The sequence below is a fragment of the Azospirillum humicireducens genome (genome assembly GCF_001639105.2).
Classification (GTDB): Bacteria; Pseudomonadota; Alphaproteobacteria; order Azospirillales; family Azospirillaceae; genus Azospirillum; species Azospirillum humicireducens.
Genome location: NZ_CP015285.1, coordinates 1147898 through 1164361 on the forward strand (window position 1 = coordinate 1147898; position 16464 = coordinate 1164361).

Here is a 16464-nt window from a genome sequence, read left to right on the forward strand (position 1 = left end):
GGAGAGAAACCCGATGAAGCACCTGTTTACCGTCGGCCTGATGGCGGCCAGCCTGATGACCGCGCTTCCCGCGATGGCCCAGGACAAGCTGTCCGTGATGCTGGACTGGTTCGTCAACCCGGACCACGCCCCGCTGGTGGTGGCGCAGGAGAAGGGATTCTTCAAGGACGCCGGGCTGGAGGTGACTCTGACCGCCCCGGCCGATCCCAACGACCCGCCGAAGCTGGTCGCCGCCGGCGGCGCCGATCTCGCCGTGTCGTACCAGCCGCAGCTGATCCTGCAGGTGGCCGAAGGGCTGCCGCTGGTCCGTGTCGGGACGTTGGTCTCCACCCCGCTGAACTCCGTCGTCGTCCTGCGCGACGGTCCGGTAAAGACGTTGAAGGATCTGAAGGGCCGCAAGATCGGCTTTTCCATCGCCGGATTCGAGGATGCGCTGCTGGGCGCGATGCTGGAGAAGCAGGGGCTGAGCCTGAAGGACGTGGAGTTGGTCAACGTCAATTTCTCGCTGTCGCCGTCTCTGCTGTCGGGGCAGGTCGATGCGGTGGTCGGCGCCTTCCGGAACTTCGAACTGAACCAGCTGGACATCGAAAAGCATCCCGGCCGCGCCTTCTACCCCGAAGAGGAAGGCGTGCCGCCCTATGACGAACTGATCCTGGTCGCCCACAAGGCCAAGGCCAGCGACCCGCGCGTCAAGCGCTTCCTGGCGGCGGTGGAACGCGCGACGCTCTACATCCTGAACCATCCGGAGGAGTCGCAGGCCGCCTTCGTCAAGGGCCGGCCGGAGCTGAACGACGAGCTGAACCGCCGCGCCTGGGCGGACACGCTGCGGCGTTTCGCCCACAGCCCGGCCGCCCTGGATGCCGACCGCTACACCCGCTTTGCCGAATTCCTGAAGGCGCGCGGCCTGATCAAGGAGGTGGCGCCGCTCGATCACTATGCGGTGGTGGTGAAGTAACCGGCCATCCGATTGCGTTGCCATCCGGGGCGGCGGCGCGTTACCTAGAGGGAAACCGCTCCGCCGCCCAATGATCGGCGGTGGCATGAATCGGGAGACGCAAGGGCATGCCGATCAAGACCATCCTGCTGCACATGGCCAACGACGATGCCCACGCCGGCCGGATGGCCGTTGCCGCGGCTCTGGCCAAGCGCTTCTCCGCCCATATCCATGCGCTCTACATCGCCACGCCGGTGTCGATGCCGGCTGGCGCCACCGGCCGCGCCGCCTCCTACGGCTTCATGGCGGAAGCCACCGCCATCGCCCACGAGAACGCCGAGCGGATCGAGCAGGAGGTGAGGCAGGCGCTGAACGGCCTGCCCTACGACTGGACGATCGAGGAAGGCGACCACGTCGACCTGCTGGCCGAGCGGGCTTCCTATGCCGATCTGGTCGTGGTGGCGCAATCGGCGGCCGTCCGGGCGGGGGAACGCGTCTCCCTGCACAACATCCCCGACCGCCTGCCCCTGGAGACCGCCACCCCGGTGCTGGTTCTGCCGCCCAGCCAGCCGGCGACCGCCGCCATCGGCCGGCATGTGCTGGTCGCCTGGAAGAACAGCCGCGAATCCGCCCGCGCCGTCCGCGCCGCCATGCCCTTCCTGGAGGCGGCGGAGAGCGTCACCGTCCTGACCGTGGAGCCGCCCGGCCAGCGCAGCGACGAAGCCGCGGCCTTGACCGAGTGGCTGCACCGCCACGGCATCGCCGCCCGCCCGCAGTCGGTGATCGCATCCGGCGGCGAGGTCGGCGACATGATCCTGTCCTGCTGTTCCGACCAGGGCGCCGACCTGCTGGTGATGGGATCCTATGGCCACTCCCGCCTGCGCGAGCTGGTCCTGGGCGGCGCCACCCGCACGGTGCTGGAGGGGCTTTCCATACCGGCCTTGATGACCCACTGATTGGGTCGGGGTGGGGGAACACTCCCCCGCCCGGCACTCACCCGAACAGCTGTCCGTGCAGCGCCTGCCAGCTGTCCCTGTCTGGCGCGAGCAGGATGCTGCCCTGCAGCAGGCCCGGCCGATAGGGCGTGCCGTCGATCAGCGCCGAGTACCCGCCGGCCTCCGCATGCAGCAGCACACCGGCGGCGTGGTCCCACGGCATCAGCCGGTGATAGAGCGAGTAATGGGCCCGCCCCTCCAGCAGCCGCAGATACTCCTGCGCGGCGCTCGACAGGCAGGCACGCTCGCCGAGGCCGGCGCTGCGCTCCTCCAACTGGCGGCTCATCGCTTCGGCGCAGAAGCGGGTCGACAGAGCGCCGACCATCCGGGGCAGCGGCACGGCGGGGGCGACATGGACCTGACGCCCGTCGAGCCATGCCCCCTGCCCCTTCACCGCCGTCGCCATCCGCCCATCGACCGGATCATGAATCCAGCCGGCGACCGTCTCGCCCTTGCAGGCGAGCGCGACGATCACCGCGAACATCGGCCGGCCCTGGGCGAAGTTGATGGTGCCGTCCACCGGATCGACGATCCAGACCGGATCGTCGCCATGGATGCGGTCGAGCACGCGCTCGTCCTCGGACGCCGCTTCCTCGCCGATCACGCGGCTGCCCGGCAGCAGGGCCGTCAGCGCCGGGGTCAGCGCGCGTTCCGCCGCCTCGTCCGCCAGTGTGACGAGGTCGGTCGGTCCGGTCTTCTGCCGGATGCCTGAGGCGTCCAGCTTTTGGAAATAGGGCATGATCTCCGTCCGGGCGACGGAGCGGATCAGGTCGGACACGAGGTCGATGTCGGGAAGCGGGAAACCCGTCATGGTTGGGCGCTCTCACTGAATTCGAGGGGATGGGAGGTCACGGCTTCGCCGCCGGCCTGCCCGGTTGACTGTCCAGTTTCAATGTCGGATCGCCGTCGCCGGGGTTTGTCAGCAGGACCTTCCCGTCCAAGCCGCTGTCCTTCAGCGCCTTCGACAGCGCGTCGAGCGTGGCGCGGTCAGCCGCCGCCGCTGCCGCCTCCTTGGCCTGATCGGCCGGCGGAGGCGGCACCGGACCGCCCTGCGCCGGTTGCCGGGGCGCATTGGGGTCGATCCGCGGCGGAGGGGGCGGCGGAGGTGGCGGGCCGGCCGTTTCCTTCTCGGGCTCCGGCGGCGGTGGAGGCGGCTGCCAAAGCCGGAAACAGTCGGTGAAAGCCGGCTGCTTGCACTCCTTCAGCAGCTCGACGGCGTCCGGTGCGATGACCAGCGGCTCGTCAGGTGCCACCGGAAGGGGCTGCGGCAGGGGGGGGAGAGGGTCTTCGGGCGGGACGTCCGGTTCTTCGACATAGCCGGGAGGAAGGTGCGTTCCAGGCCGCAACGGCTGCGCCGCGGATGGCTGGGCAAGCGCCAGAAGCAGCGGCAAGGCCGCCAGCAGGCGACCGGCACCGGTCGGGACGAAGCGGGGGGAGGAACGGAGCACGACGGAACCGCGGCGATGGCGAACGGCCCATTATGGCCCGCCATCATCGGCGTCGTCATCCATCAAGCGTGTGTCATATGACCGTCATGCGGCAGCGCGGTGGTTTCCTTCGGAGAATCCGGCGGACCGCCGCCCTTCGCCATAGCCCCAGGCCGAAAGTTCGCGGCAGATCGCGGCGATCTTGGCGGCTTCGTCGGCATTCTGCTCCCGCTGCGCGGCGGCATCGATCAGGCGGATCAGCTTGGCACGCCCTTCCGGTGTGCGCGACAGATCCTGCAACCGCAGCAGCGCCGCACCCGGCGGCAATTTCTCTTCGCGGGCCACCAGCGCGACCTGATCAGCGAGGAAAGCCGTGATCGAAAAACACGACGGGTCGGTTTGCAACCGCATTGGCAGTCCTCCTCGTGGGGAGCGCGTTGCTCCGTTCCCATAATCGGACCCCAACGGGGAAATGACCACGCCGCATTCGTCTTAAGACCGGAGTGGGGTGCTACAGGTCATAGCCCGCCGCTGCACCCTTTCCGTTTGGCCAATGCAGTCTGAACCTTCCTATGGTTGCTTCGGCTGCATCGGCCCCACTGTCGGATCAGGCCTGGGATTGCGGTTGGAACCGCTTTTCGAATCGAGCAAGGTCGGCCGGATCGAGGGAGACGTGCAGATGCGCCCGCTCCTCATCGTCGCGGCGTTCCAGCACCTCGCCCTTGGCATAGAGCCAGGCCAGAGCCGCACCGTCGCCCAACTCCACCGACAGGTCGACCACCTGGCGGTTGACGTTCATCCGCTGGTCCAGCAGGCGGTCGAGATCGTCGATCCCCTCGCCGGACAGGGCGGACACCGCAACCGCGCGCGGGTTGCGGCCGGTCTGGGCCAGGATCGCCGCGCGGCTTTCGTCGTCCAGCGCGTCGATCTTGTTCAGCACCTCGATCACCCGGTCGTCCGTTTCCGGATCGATGCCCATGTCGGACAGCACTTCATGGACGTCGGCCTTCTGGGCGTCACTGTCGATGTGGGCGATGTCGCGGACATGCAGGATGATGTCGGCGGCATCCACCTCCTCCAGCGTGGCGCGGAAGGCGGCGACGAGACCGTGCGGCAGGTCGGAGATGAAGCCGACCGTGTCCGACAGGATCACCTTGCGGCCCGACGGCAGCGTCACCTGCCGCATGGTGGGGTCGAGCGTGGCGAACAGCAGATTCTGGGCGAAGACGTCGGCATTCGCCAGCCGGTTGAACAGCGTCGATTTGCCGGCGTTGGTGTAGCCGACCAAGGCCACCACCGGGTACGGCACCTTGGCGCGCGCCTTGCGGTGCAGGCCGCGGGTGCGCCGCACCTCCTCCAGTTCCTTCTTGATCTTAATGATCCGGTCGCCGATCAGGCGGCGGTCGAGTTCGAGCTGGGATTCGCCGGGACCGCCGAGGAAGCCGAAGCCGCCGCGCTGCCGTTCCAGGTGGGTCCAGGAGCGGACGAGCCGGGACTTCTGATAGGTCAGGGATGCCAGTTCGACCTGCAGCATACCTTCCCTGGTCCGGGCGCGGGCGCCGAAGATTTCCAGGATCAGGCCGGTCCGGTCGATGACCTTTGCCTTCAGCGACCGTTCCAGGTTGCGCTGCTGGACCGGCGACAGGGCATGGTCGAGGATGACCAGCGTCGCCTCTGTCTCCTCCACCACCTGCGCCAGCTGCTCCACCGTGCCTGAGCCGAGCAGCGTCGATGGCTGCGGCCGGTTCACCTTGGCGCATTCGGCATGGATGACATCCAGCTGAATCGCCTGGGCAAGACCAACCGCCTCCTCAAGCCGTGATTCGGGAGGGCGCATATCCCCATCCGCCTCATTGCGGAGGACGGGGTGGACCACGATGGCCCGCGCGGCGCCTTCCGGGGCCGCGCCGTTACCATTGGTCAAGGGATCAGACGCTTTCACCTTCCTTGGGCGGCTCGAAAAGTTGAATGGGATGGGCCGGCATAACGGTCGAGATTGCGTGCTTGTAAACGAGCTGGGAGTGCGCGTCGCGCCGCAGAAGTACCGAGAAGTTGTCGAACCAAGTGATGATACCCTGGAGTTTCACGCCATTCACGAGAAAGACGGTTACGGGAGTCTTGTTCTTGCGGACGTGATTTAGAAACACATCCTGCACGTTCTGGCTTTTTTCAGACATTTTTCATGCCCCCTTCTTCAATGTTCTTGGGACCCCTTGGCTAAAGGCGGTCCGCTCCCCGTTTCACGGTGTAGGTTTGGTGCGCGCAGGTACCGTCTCGACAGCCGTTTGGAGGGATATGGTATCACCATTGCCTTCCACCAAGCCATACAGGACGCCGTGCAGCGCCGTACAGTCGGTGTGGCGATGGGCGGGAGGAAAACGGTCGAAGCCGCTCCCCTCGCCAAGCCCTATTAGCACCGGAACGAGACCGGCGCCATGGGCGCATTCCATGTCGATGTCGGCATCGCCGAGAAACCAGACGTCGGGCCCCGGTTCGATCCCCGCCGGCTCCAGCGCCATCCGCACCGGGGCGTGGTGCGGCTTGTCGAATTCCGCATCCTGGGCGCCGACCAGCCTGCCGAAATAGCGGGTCCAGCCCAGCGCCTCGGCCTCCGCCCGCAGGAACCCGCCGTTCTTATTGGAGACGACGGCCTGATAGACCCCGCGCTCGTGGAAATGGGCCAGCAGCCTCTCCGCACCGGGCAGCGGCTTCAGCCCGTCCAGATGATGGGCGGCGAAATAGCCGTAGAAGAGGTCGCGCGCCTCGGTCCAGCGCTCGCCGAAGATGCGGGGGAAGCTGTCGCGCAGCGATGCCTTGATCCGTTCGCGCGCCTCCTCCGCACTCCAGGGGGCGAGGCCGAAGGACACCAGCGCATGGTTCAGCGCCTCGCGCACCGTATCCCAATTGCTGACCAGGGTGTTGTCCCAGTCATAGATGACGGCGCGCGGCAGGGTGATGGGGGCGGACAAGGGGAGCGCTCTCACTATGTGTTAACCATGGCTGCCACTTGCCCCCACCCTAACCCTCCCCCGCTGAGCAGGGGAGGGAGATTGGTGCATGTTTGGCAGGGTGGCGACAGTCCCCTCCCCCGCCCAGCGGGGGAGGGTTAGGGTGGGGGTAGACCTTCCTTTCCGTCACTCGATGAACATCTTCCCCTTCTCGCTGCCATGGACGCCCAGCGACTTCAGCTTGCGGTGAAGGGCGGAACGCTCCATGCCGACGAAGGACGCGGTGCGGGAGATGTTGCCGCCGAAGCGGGTGACCTGGGCCAGCAGATATTCGCGCTCGAACACCTCGCGGGCTTCGCGCAGCGGCAGGCCCATGATCTCGCCGCCCTTGTCCCATTTCAGAACGGTGGGCGTGATCGCGCCGATCTCCGGCGGAAGGGTGTCGGCGCGGATCGGCTCCTTCGGGTCGCCCTGCGCCATGATCAGCAGCCAGTCCACCACATTGCGCAGCTGGCGCACGTTGCCCGGCCAGTCATAGGCCTGGAGCGCCGCCATGGCGTCCTCGCCGAATTCGCGGACCGGCAGGCCGGACGCCTCGGCGGAGCGCTGCATGAAATGGCGGGCGAGAACCGGAATGTCCTCCCGCCGCTCGGCCAGCGACGGCACGCGGATCGGCACCACCGACAGGCGGTAGAACAGATCCTGGCGGAAACGGCCCTGCTCGATCTCCGCCTGCAGGTCGCGGTTGGAGGTGGCGATGACGCGCACGTCGACCTCGACCCGCTGACCGCCGCCGACCCGTTCGAACACCTGCTCCTGCAGGGCGCGGACGATCTTGCCCTGGGTTTCCAGCGGCATGTCGGCGACCTCGTCCAGCAGCAGCGTGCCGCCATGGGCCTGCTCGAAGGTGCCGATCTTGCGGCTGGGGCCGTCGACGCCGGCCTCGGTCCCGAACAGCTCCATCTCCAGCCGTTCCGGCCGCATGGTGGCGCAGTTCAGCCCGACGAAGGGACCGCCGGCGCGGCGCGACCGGGCGTGGATCAGGCGCGCGACCACCTCCTTGCCGGCGCCGGCCGGGCCGGAGATCAGCACGCGGCTGCCGGTGGGCGCCACCTTGTCGATCGACTGGCGCACCTGATTGACCGCGGAGGAGCGGCCGATCAGCTCGACGTCGCCGCCGGCACGCAGCTTCAGCTCCTGATTTTCGCGTCTCAGCCGCGCCGCCTCGATGGCGCGCTCCACCATCAGCAGCAGGCGATCGGCCTTGAACGGCTTCTCGATGAAGTCGTAGGCGCCGATCTTGATCGCCTGCACCGCGGTTTCGATGTTGCCGTGGCCGGAGATCATGATCACCGGCAGGTTGGCATGGTCGCGCATCAGCTGTTCCAGGATCTGCAGGCCGTCCAGCCTGCTGCCCTGCAGCCAGATGTCGAGCACGACGAGGCTCGGCCGGCGCGACGCCACCTGGGCGAAGGCCTGATCGGCGTCGGCGGCCTCGCGGGTCTTGATGCCTTCGTCGTTCAGGATGCCGGCGATCAGCATCCGGATATCAGCTTCGTCGTCGACGATCAGAATGTCATGCGCCATGGGCTTCGTGCCTCAACTCTCCGCCGGTCTCCGCCGGCCTGTCGTCACGGCCACCCGCGTCGTTCGCGGCCGTAACCGGGTGTGGAACGACCAGGGTCACGCGTGCCCCGGTCCCGCCTTCGCGGTCCTCCAGGGTCAGCACGCCGCCATGGTCCTCCATGATCTTCTTGACGATCGCCAGCCCCAGCCCGGTGCCCTTGGCCCGCGTCGTCACGTAGGGTTCGGTCAGCCGGTCGCGCTGTTCGCCGCCGGGCAGGCCCTTGCCGTTGTCCTCGATGGTCACGACGACCTTTTCGCCGTCATCCTCCACCGCGATGGACACCTCGCCGGGCGGCAGTTCCGACCCGTCGGCTGGTTGGCCGCGCCCTTCGATGGCGTCGGCGGCGTTCTGCAGCAGGTTGGTCAGCGCCTGCGAGATCTGGCGGCTGTCGCAGGCCACCGTCAGCGGTCCCGCCGGCAACCGCGTCTCGAACCGGATCCTGCCGGTGTGCGCGCTGGATTGCAGGAACACCGCCTGTCGGACCAGATCGTTGATGTTGACCGGCTTCATCACCGGCTGAGGCATGCGCGCGAAGGCGGAGAACTCGTCCACCATACGGCGGATGTCGTCCACCTGCCGGACGATGGTGTCGGTGCACATGGTGAAGACCTCCGTGTCGCTGGAGATCTCCTTCAGATACTTGCGGCGCAGCCGTTCGGCCGACAGCTGGATCGGCGTCAGCGGATTCTTGATCTCGTGCGCGATACGGCGCGCCACATCGGCCCAGGCCGCCTTGCGCTGTGCCGACACCAGTTCGGTGATGTCGTCGAAGGTGACGACATAGCCGCGCACGGTGCCGTCACGCACTTCGGCGGCGATGCGGACCAGCAGGGTCAGCATCGGTTTGCCCGGCCGGCGCACATGGATCTGGTCCTGCACGACGCGTCCGGGCTTCTTCGGCGCGTTTTCCAGCAGGTCGCCCATGTCCGGCAGCAACTCGACCAGCGGCAGGCCGACCAGCCGTTCCGGATCGTCCTCGCCCAGCAGGCGCGCGGCGGACAGGTTCGGCAGGTTGATGACGCCGTCGGCATCCAGGCCCAGAACACCGGCCGACACGCCCGACAGCACCGTCTCGGTGAAGCGGCGGCGTTCGTCCAGCAGGCGGTTGGTCGACAGCAGTTCCCGCCGCTGCCCCTCGATCTCGGTCGTCATCCGGTTGAAGGCGCGGGACAGCAGGACGAATTCGTCCTCTCCCGGCGGTTCCGCCACGCGCACGGTCAGGTCGCCGGCGCGCACCCGTTCGGCGGCGCCGATCAGCGCGCTGATCGGACGGACCAGACGGGTGGCGAAATTCAGCCCCGCCCACACCGCCGCCAGCAGCAGCAGCATGGCCACGACCAGGAAGATCAGGGTGAAGGTGATCTGCAGGCTGCCGCGCTGGTTTTCCAGCGCGCTGTATTCCTTCACCGCCCCCTCGGCCGCCGCCATATGCTGCAGGACCCGCGGCTCCACCATGCGGCCGACATAGAGGAAGGTGTCCGACATCCGGTCCAGGCTGACCAGTGCGCGGACACGATCGTCGGATTCCTTGACGATCAGCGCGACCTCGCCATTGCGGGCCTGCTGCAGCTTCTCTTCCGGGATCGGCTCGAACTCCAGCGTGAAGGTGTAGCCGACACGGGCGACGATGGCGCCGGTGGTGCCGTTGAAGACGATGGCCTCGGACAGGGCCCGCAGCATCGCTTGGGTGGCCACCACCTGTTCGAACCGCTGCGGGTCGCTGGAGAAGCGCGCCTCCTGCGACAGGTCGTTGGCCATGGCCAGGGCATCGGCGCGGATGTTCTGCTGGTGCTCGTGCAGATAGGCGCTGGCGACCACCAGGGATTCGTTCACCGCCGTACGGACGCGGTCGCTGAACCAGCTCTGCACCCCGGCATAGAAGAACAGGGTCGAGAAGACCGTCATGATGATGGCGGGCGCCACCGCCAGAACGCTGAACACCAGGACCAGACGGGTGTGCAGCCGCGAGCCGGCGAGCCCGCGCCGCCGTCCGATCAGGATCGCCACGATGCGCCGGGCGATCAGCACGCCCAGCGTCAGCAGAATCGCGAGGTCGAGCGTCAGCAGAAGCGTGACCGTTCGCGGATTGGCCTGCCCGAAGGGCGCGCTTTCGGTCATCGCCGCATAGGTGGCAAACCCGGCAGCCAGCGCCGCCAGCGACAGCGCAAGGGCCATCCGCTTGCCCAGGCCGACCCGCCGGGACCAATGGAGGAATTTCTGCCAGACCGGCATCTGTCCGGCCGCAGGATTGTTGGTGGTCAGGGGCATGGTCCGGCGCTAATCTGTTGCCGGAAAGATACACCTCTGTTGCGGCCCTGCCAAGATGCAATGGCTCTGTCTTTCGGACAGGGCATCGGTATGCCGGCCGATATGCACTGAAGGGAGCAATCGGAGCCGGAAGAGGCGCAGCCGCCCGTGCCGGACCTGTGTCACAATTTTGGCACGGAGCGGTTGCGGCAGCGTGGCGGGCCCGCTACTTGATCCCGCGCATCACCTGAATGTCCAGATCGCGGATCTTCTTGCGCAGGGTGTTGCGGTTCAGCCCCAGCAATTGGGCAGCCTTGATCTGGTTCCCGCGGGTCGCCGACAGGCTCAGCGAGATCAGCGGCCGTTCGATCTCGCGCAACACGCGGTCATAGAGACCATTGGACGGCATGCCGTCCTTGTGGGCGGCGAAATAGTCCTTCAGATGGCGTTCGACGGCCGACGACAGCCCTTCGCTCTGCGGTTCCTCGACCGGCTGGGCGGCCGGTGTGGCATCGGCCAGCTCGGCCTCCACCACATCCAGGCCGATGACCTCCTGCGAATAGAGCGCGGCCAGCCGGCGGACGAGATTTTCCAGCTCGCGGACATTGCCCGGCCAGCGGTAGCGCTTCAGCCGGTCCATCGCCGCCTGATCGATGCTCTTGGCCGGCAGGCCCTGGCTGATGCCGATGTTCAGGAAATGGCGGACCAGCAGCGGGATGTCTTCGGTGCGCTCGCGCAGAGGCGGCAGGCGGATCGGCACCACGCACAGGCGATAGAACAGATCCTCGCGGAACAGGCCCTGGCGGATGAGCGTGCGCAGGTCGCGGTGGGTGGCGGCGATGATGCGCACGTCGGTCTTGATCGCGGTGCGCCCGCCGACGGTGGTGTATTCGCCCTCCTGCAGCACGCGCAGCAGGCGGGTCTGGGCATCGAGCGGCATGTCGCCGATCTCGTCCAGGAACAGGGTGCCGCCCTGCGCCTGTTCGAACCGGCCGGTCGACCGGTTGGTGGCGCCGGTGAAGGCCCCCTTCTCATGCCCGAACAGTTCGGACTCGATCAGCTCGCGCGGTATGGCCGCCATGTTGATGGCGACGAAGGCGCCGTTGCGCCGCTTGCCGTAATCGTGCAGAGCGCGGGCCACCAGCTCCTTGCCGGTGCCGGACTCGCCGGTGATCATCACCGTCAGGTCGGTGCCCATCAGGCGCGCCAGCACCCGATAGATTTCCTGCATCGCCGGCGAACGGCCGATCAGGGGAAGCTGCTCCTCGCTCTCCTGGTCGCCGCCGGGCATGGGGGCGGGCGCGTTGTTGGCGTTCAACGCGCGCTCGACGACCGAAACCAGCTCCTTCAGGTCGAAGGGCTTGGGCAGATATTCGAAGGCGCCCCGTTCCGCCGCCTTCACCGCGGTGATCAGCGTGTTCTGCGCGCTCATGACGACGACGCGCAGTTCCGGCCGCAGCTTCTTGATGCGCGGGATCAGGTCCAGACCGTTTTCGTCGGGCATCACCACGTCGGTGATGACCAGATCCCCCTGCCCGTCCGCGACCCAGCGCCACAGGGTTGCGGCGTTGCCGGTGGTCCGCACCTCGTGGCCCAGGCGGGCGAGGGCTTGGGTCAGGACGGTGCGGATGGCGCGGTCGTCATCCGCGATCAGAATGGTCGCCGCGCCCATCAACGACTCCCCCGGCCGCCCTTGGATTGCGGACCAGCGTCAGAAATCTTCGAATTCCCGGAAAGTTTCGAGTCTTCGTATTTCGATTCATCGTACATCGGCAGCGACACCTTGAAGACTGTCCGGCGAGGTTGGCTGTCGAACTCGATGGTTCCGCCGTGATCGCCTATGAGTTTCGCCACCAATGCAAGACCAAGGCCAGTCCCGTTCACCTTGCTGGTCACGAAGGGATCGAACAGGTTCGACTGCAGGTCTTCCGGAATGCCGTCGCCATTATCCTGAACAGTCACCAGCAGCGGCAGATGCCGGCGCATGTCGCCGCCGGGCAGGGCCATGCGCACACCATGCTGGTAGGCGGTGGTCAGCGTGATCTCGCCGCCCGATTCCGGTGCAGCCTCTGCCGCATTTTTGATCAGATTCAGGAAAACCTGCACAAGTTGGTCGCGATTGCCATAAACCGGAGGCAGTGACGGGTCGTAACGCTCGACAAAGCGTATTTTTCGGGCAAACCCGCTCTGCGCCACCTTGCGCACATGTTCCAGCACGGTGTGGATGTTCACCGCGGCGCGTTCCAGCGGGCGTTCGTCGGAAAACACCTCCATCCGGTTGACCAGCGCCACGATGCGGTCGGCCTCGTCACAGATCAGGCGGGTCAGCACCCGGTCCTGGTCGCTGGCGTTCTCCTCCAGCAACTGGGCCGCGCCCCGGATGCCCGACAGCGGGTTCTTCACCTCATGCGCCAGCATCGCCGCCATGGCGGTGACGGACCGCGCGGCATGGCGGTGGGTCAGGGAATGGTCGATCTTGCGGGCCAGCGACCGCTCATGGATGGTCAGCACCACATGGTCGGGCGGATCGCCCATGGTCGCCACCTGCACCGTCACATGGTGCGGGCCGATGCGGGGCGTGTCGATGACGACACCATCCTGCGACACCCGGCGGCTGCCGCGGCGGACCTGCTCGATCAGGCCCATCACCGGACTGTCGGGCGGCAACAGGTCGGGCAGCGGCATGCCTTCCATGGCGTTGGCGGACAGGTCGAAGAACTCCTGCCCCTCCAGGTTGACGAAGCGGATCTCCCCGTTGCCATCGACCACCAGCACCGGATCGGGCAGGCTGTTCAGCACCACCAGGGACTCCAGCCGCGGCGCCCGCGACGAACCCGACCGGTTGCGGCCACGCTGGATTGGGACGGTCATCGGTACGGGATCCATCAGGCGGCCATCCTTTCGATTGCCGGTTCATAGAAGGCACGGATGCGCTCACGCACCGCCTCGGGGTCGCCCAGCCGGTTGACCTCCTGCCGGAACTCGTTGGAGTCGCGCAGGCCGGTGGAATACCAGGACACATGCTTGCGGGCGACCTTGATGCCGCCGTCCTTGCCGTAATGGCTCAGCATGCTGTCGAAATGCTCCAGCAGGGTGTTCATCTGATCGAGCAGCGGCGGATCGGGCAGCCTCTGGCCGGTGCGCAGGTGGTGCATGACCTGGGACGGGAACCAGGGGCGGCCGTAGCTGCCCCGGCCGATCATCACGCCGTCGGCACCGCTTTCGGCCAAGGCCCGGTCCACCGCCTCGATGCTGGAGATGTCGCCGTTGACCACGACGGGGATCGACACGGCCTCCTTCACCGGGCGGACGGCGGTCCAATCGGCGGTGCCGGTGTAGAACTGCATGCGCGTGCGGCCATGGACCGTCACCATCCTGATCCCGCACTGTTCGGCGATGCGGGCCAGGGCCGGGGCGTTGCGGCTGGTTTCGTCCCAGCCCAGCCGCATCTTCAGCGTCACCGGGATGCCGACGGCCTTCACCACCGCCTCCAGGATGCGGCCGGCCAGTGCCTCGTCCCGCATCAGCGAGGAGCCGGCATGACCGTTGACCACCTTCTTCACCGGGCAGCCGAAATTGATGTCGACCACCGCGGCGCCGCGATCCTCGTTCAGCTTCGCGGCTTCGGCCATCACCTCGGGCTCGCAGCCGGCGAGTTGGACGGCCATCGGGAATTCCTCGGGTTCGGTCTCCACCATCCGCAGGGTCTGGCGGTTCTCGCGGATCATCGCCTGGCTGGCGATCATCTCCGACACGACGAGACCGCAGCCCGCGCGCTTCACCAGACGGCGGAACGGCAGGTCGGACACGCCTGACATGGGCGCCAGGATCACCGGTCCGGCGAGCGTGATGGGTCCGATTTGTATGGTCATTCTCACCTGCCCGATTGATGGGCAAAACAACAAAGTGCCAACATTTTAAGCAAGTTATCACGCGGGCACGACGCCGCGCAAGGGCGAAGCCCATCGCCGGGACCGCGCCTCCCACGACAACCGCCCACGGAGCCCGCCCACTCGGCGCCCGTTACCGCCCGGTCCGCAAGGCCGTCCGGCGTGGCTATATCCTGCCTACCAGGTCCATTGCCCGATCAGCACGTTGGACACGAACTTGACGCCCGGATAGGCGAGCGTCGCCAGCAGATAGACGATCAGCATCGTCCGCGCCGCCGTCCGTCCGCGCACGCCGGTGCGGTACTCCGCCAGCAGCAGGATGCCGATCACCACGAAGGTCGCGAGTGACAGTAGGCTCTTGTGGTCGGTGCGGAACAGGCGTCCCTGCTCGAAATACAGCACTGCCATGCCGGTGGCGAGACCGGCGCCCAGCACCACCTCGGACGCGATCAGCAGGCGCAGCTGAAGCCGCTCGCTCTCCGCCACCGGCGGCAGGAAGCGGCTGAGCGGGGTCGGCCGCTTGGTCTTCAAGGCCCGCGTCTGCAGCACCGCAGCCAGCGACGCCACGGCGCTGAGCGTCAGCAGGGCATAGGTGAACACCGACACCGCGATGTGCAGGTCGATCCACACGCCGGGGGCATTGCCGCGCATGATCGGAGCCGGCGCGTCCTCGGTCAGGGTGGCGAACAGGCAGACGACCAGCAGATAGGGCAGCAGCAGCGGCGCCAGCCTCCAGGCCGTGCCATGGAACAGGCTGAGCCCGATGAACAGCGCCATGCAGGCGGCGGTGGTCACCCACAACGCGGTGGAAAAGCCGGTCTGCCACTGCCCCGCGACCTGCAGGATCGCCCACATGCCGGGCCCGGCGGCCGCCAGCAGCAGGGCGCCCCAAAAGGACCAGCCGCGTCCCTCCACCCCCTGTCCCGCGATGCGGCGGTAGGGATAGAAGGCAGCCGGCACCAGGGTCACCAGCGCCGTCAGGCTCAAGAGGATGTTCTGCGACATGGACCCGAACGCACTCCCGTCTTTCCGCCCCGACATGCCGACCCGTCCTGTGGCCCCGTCCCCTGTGGCCATTGACCCGCCGGGAAGCGTCCGGCGATGAAACAGGCAGGCTCGGCACTTGGCGGAACCACGGCGACAGGCTAGGCTCCGCGACGTTTCCGTCAAGTGGCTATCATATCTTACGGTTTGCCTCATGCCCACCTGCATCGCGCCCACCTGCATCGCGCTGATCGTCGCCGGCGGATCCGGCCAACGGTTCGGAGCCGAACGGCCGAAGCAATATCTCGACCTTGCCGGAAAGCCGGTGTTGCGCCGGACGGTTGAGGCTTTCCTGCGCCATCCGCAGGTCACCGGCGTCCAGGTGGTCATCGACCCGATCTGGCGCGAGGCTTACGATGCCGCCGTCGCCGGGCTTGGACTCCCCGCCCCGGTCGCCGGCGGCCCGAGCCGGCAGGAGTCGGTGCGCAACGGTTTGGAGTCGCTGGCCGCCGACGGCGCCCCCGATCTTGTGCTGATCCACGATGCCGCGCGCCCCCTGATCGACGAAGCGACCATCGGCGCGGTGATCGCGGCCCTCGACGACAGGCCCGGCGCCATCGCCGCGGTGCCCGTGGCCGACACGCTGAAGCGCGGGGCCAACGGCAGTATCGGTGAGACGGTGGACCGCGACGGGTTGTGGCGGGCTCAGACCCCGCAGGGCTTCCGCTTCTCCGACATTCTGGAGGCGCACCGCGCCGCCGCCGGCCTGTCGCTGACCGACGATGCCGCGGTGGCGGAGCGCGCCGGATTGGCCGTCGCTCTGGTGCCGTCCAAGGAGGACAATTTCAAGGTGACCACCCCCGACGACCTGGCCCGCGCCACCCGCGCGATCATAAGCAGCCTGTGGGATGTCAGGACGGGCAGCGGATTCGATGTCCACCGCTTCACCGACGGCGACTTCGTGACGCTGTGCGGCCTGCAGGTTCCGCACAGCCATGGGCTGGAGGGGCATTCCGACGCCGATGTCGGGCTGCATGCCCTGACCGACGCCATCCTCGGCGCGCTGGCCGCCGGCGACATCGGCAGCCACTTCCCGCCGACCGATCCGCGCTGGCGCGGGGCGGACAGTGCGAAGTTCCTGCGCCATGCCGCCGATCTGGTGGCGGAGCGGGGCGGCGTCATCGCCCATGCCGACGTGACCATCATCTGCGAACGGCCGAAGGTCGGCCCCCACCGGGCCGCGATGGCGGAGCGGATTGCCCAAATCCTGGGCATCGAGGTCGGGCGGGTCAGCGTCAAGGCGACCACCACCGAACAGCTGGGTTTCACCGGCCGGCGGGAGGGCATCGCAGCGCAGGCGGTGGCGACCATCCGACTTCCCGGCTAACATCCGACCCAATCAAACGAAGCGG

15 protein-coding genes are annotated in these 16464 nt (G+C 67.3%); 3 read left to right on the forward strand and 12 right to left on the reverse strand.

What is annotated here, in order from left to right; genetic code table 11:
- Positions 1-13 precede the first annotated feature (13 nt).
- Complete coding sequence (locus A6A40_RS05180; protein WP_063634443.1) at positions 14-955, forward strand: ABC transporter substrate-binding protein; 942 nt, start codon at positions 14-16, stop codon at positions 953-955.
- A gap of 107 nt (positions 956-1062) precedes the next feature.
- Positions 1063-1890 carry a universal stress protein gene (locus tag A6A40_RS05185; protein WP_063634444.1) on the forward strand — a complete coding sequence of 276 codons (828 nt, stop codon included), beginning with the start codon at positions 1063-1065 and terminating at the stop codon, positions 1888-1890.
- Between the two features lie 37 nt (positions 1891-1927).
- Here A6A40_RS05185 and A6A40_RS05190 read toward each other — a convergent pair whose 3' ends face one another.
- The 12 genes from A6A40_RS05190 to A6A40_RS05245 form a co-directional block, all read right to left on the reverse strand.
- Positions 1928-2740 carry an inositol monophosphatase family protein gene (locus A6A40_RS05190; RefSeq protein WP_063634445.1) on the reverse strand — a complete coding sequence of 271 codons (813 nt, stop codon included), beginning with the start codon at positions 2738-2740 and terminating at the stop codon, positions 1928-1930.
- Positions 2741-2777: 37 nt separating this feature from the next.
- Complete coding sequence (locus tag A6A40_RS05195) at positions 2778-3377, reverse strand: hypothetical protein (protein WP_063634446.1); 600 nt, start codon at positions 3375-3377, stop codon at positions 2778-2780.
- Positions 3378-3461: 84 nt separating this feature from the next.
- On the reverse strand, positions 3462-3767 hold the full coding sequence (locus tag A6A40_RS05200; protein ID WP_063634447.1) for a hypothetical protein: 306 nt from the start codon (positions 3765-3767) through the stop codon (positions 3462-3464).
- A gap of 196 nt (positions 3768-3963) precedes the next feature.
- Positions 3964-5232, reverse strand: a complete 1269-nt coding sequence (hflX, locus tag A6A40_RS05205; protein WP_082860857.1) for a GTPase HflX — start codon at positions 5230-5232, stop codon at positions 3964-3966.
- A gap of 52 nt (positions 5233-5284) precedes the next feature.
- On the reverse strand, positions 5285-5533 hold the full coding sequence (hfq, locus tag A6A40_RS05210) for an RNA chaperone Hfq (RefSeq protein WP_012974114.1): 249 nt from the start codon (positions 5531-5533) through the stop codon (positions 5285-5287).
- 63 nt (positions 5534-5596) lie between these two features.
- Entirely contained in the window at positions 5597-6325 is a 729-nt protein-coding gene (locus A6A40_RS05215) for an HAD family hydrolase (protein ID WP_063634449.1), read from the reverse strand.
- A 165-nt stretch (positions 6326-6490) separates the two neighbouring features.
- Positions 6491-7891 (reverse strand): nitrogen assimilation response regulator NtrX, encoded by a 1401-nt coding sequence (gene ntrX, locus A6A40_RS05220; protein WP_063634450.1) that lies wholly within the window; start codon positions 7889-7891, stop codon positions 6491-6493.
- Complete coding sequence (locus tag A6A40_RS05225; RefSeq protein ID WP_063634453.1) at positions 7881-10199, reverse strand: sensor histidine kinase NtrY-like; 2319 nt, start codon at positions 10197-10199, stop codon at positions 7881-7883. Before A6A40_RS05225 ends, ntrX begins: the two co-directional genes overlap by 11 nt.
- Before the next feature lie 205 nt (positions 10200-10404).
- The gene (ntrC, locus tag A6A40_RS05230; RefSeq protein WP_063634456.1) at positions 10405-11850 is read right to left on the reverse strand and encodes a nitrogen regulation protein NR(I); all 1446 of its coding nucleotides are present in this window, start codon (positions 11848-11850) and stop codon (positions 10405-10407) included.
- On the reverse strand, positions 11850-13049 hold the full coding sequence (locus A6A40_RS05235) for a two-component system sensor histidine kinase NtrB (RefSeq protein ID WP_063636130.1): 1200 nt from the start codon (positions 13047-13049) through the stop codon (positions 11850-11852). Before A6A40_RS05235 ends, ntrC begins: the two co-directional genes overlap by 1 nt.
- A gap of 14 nt (positions 13050-13063) precedes the next feature.
- Positions 13064-14050, reverse strand: a complete 987-nt coding sequence (dusB, locus tag A6A40_RS05240; RefSeq protein ID WP_063634458.1) for a tRNA dihydrouridine synthase DusB — start codon at positions 14048-14050, stop codon at positions 13064-13066.
- A 195-nt stretch (positions 14051-14245) separates the two neighbouring features.
- Entirely contained in the window at positions 14246-15073 is an 828-nt protein-coding gene (locus A6A40_RS05245) for a cytochrome C assembly family protein (RefSeq protein WP_063634460.1), read from the reverse strand.
- 193 nt (positions 15074-15266) lie between these two features.
- Here A6A40_RS05245 and A6A40_RS05250 point away from each other — a divergent pair, with 193 nt between their 5' ends.
- Positions 15267-16439 (forward strand): bifunctional 2-C-methyl-D-erythritol 4-phosphate cytidylyltransferase/2-C-methyl-D-erythritol 2,4-cyclodiphosphate synthase, encoded by a 1173-nt coding sequence (locus A6A40_RS05250; protein ID WP_108546634.1) that lies wholly within the window; start codon positions 15267-15269, stop codon positions 16437-16439.
- The last annotated feature ends 25 nt before the right edge of the window (positions 16440-16464 follow it).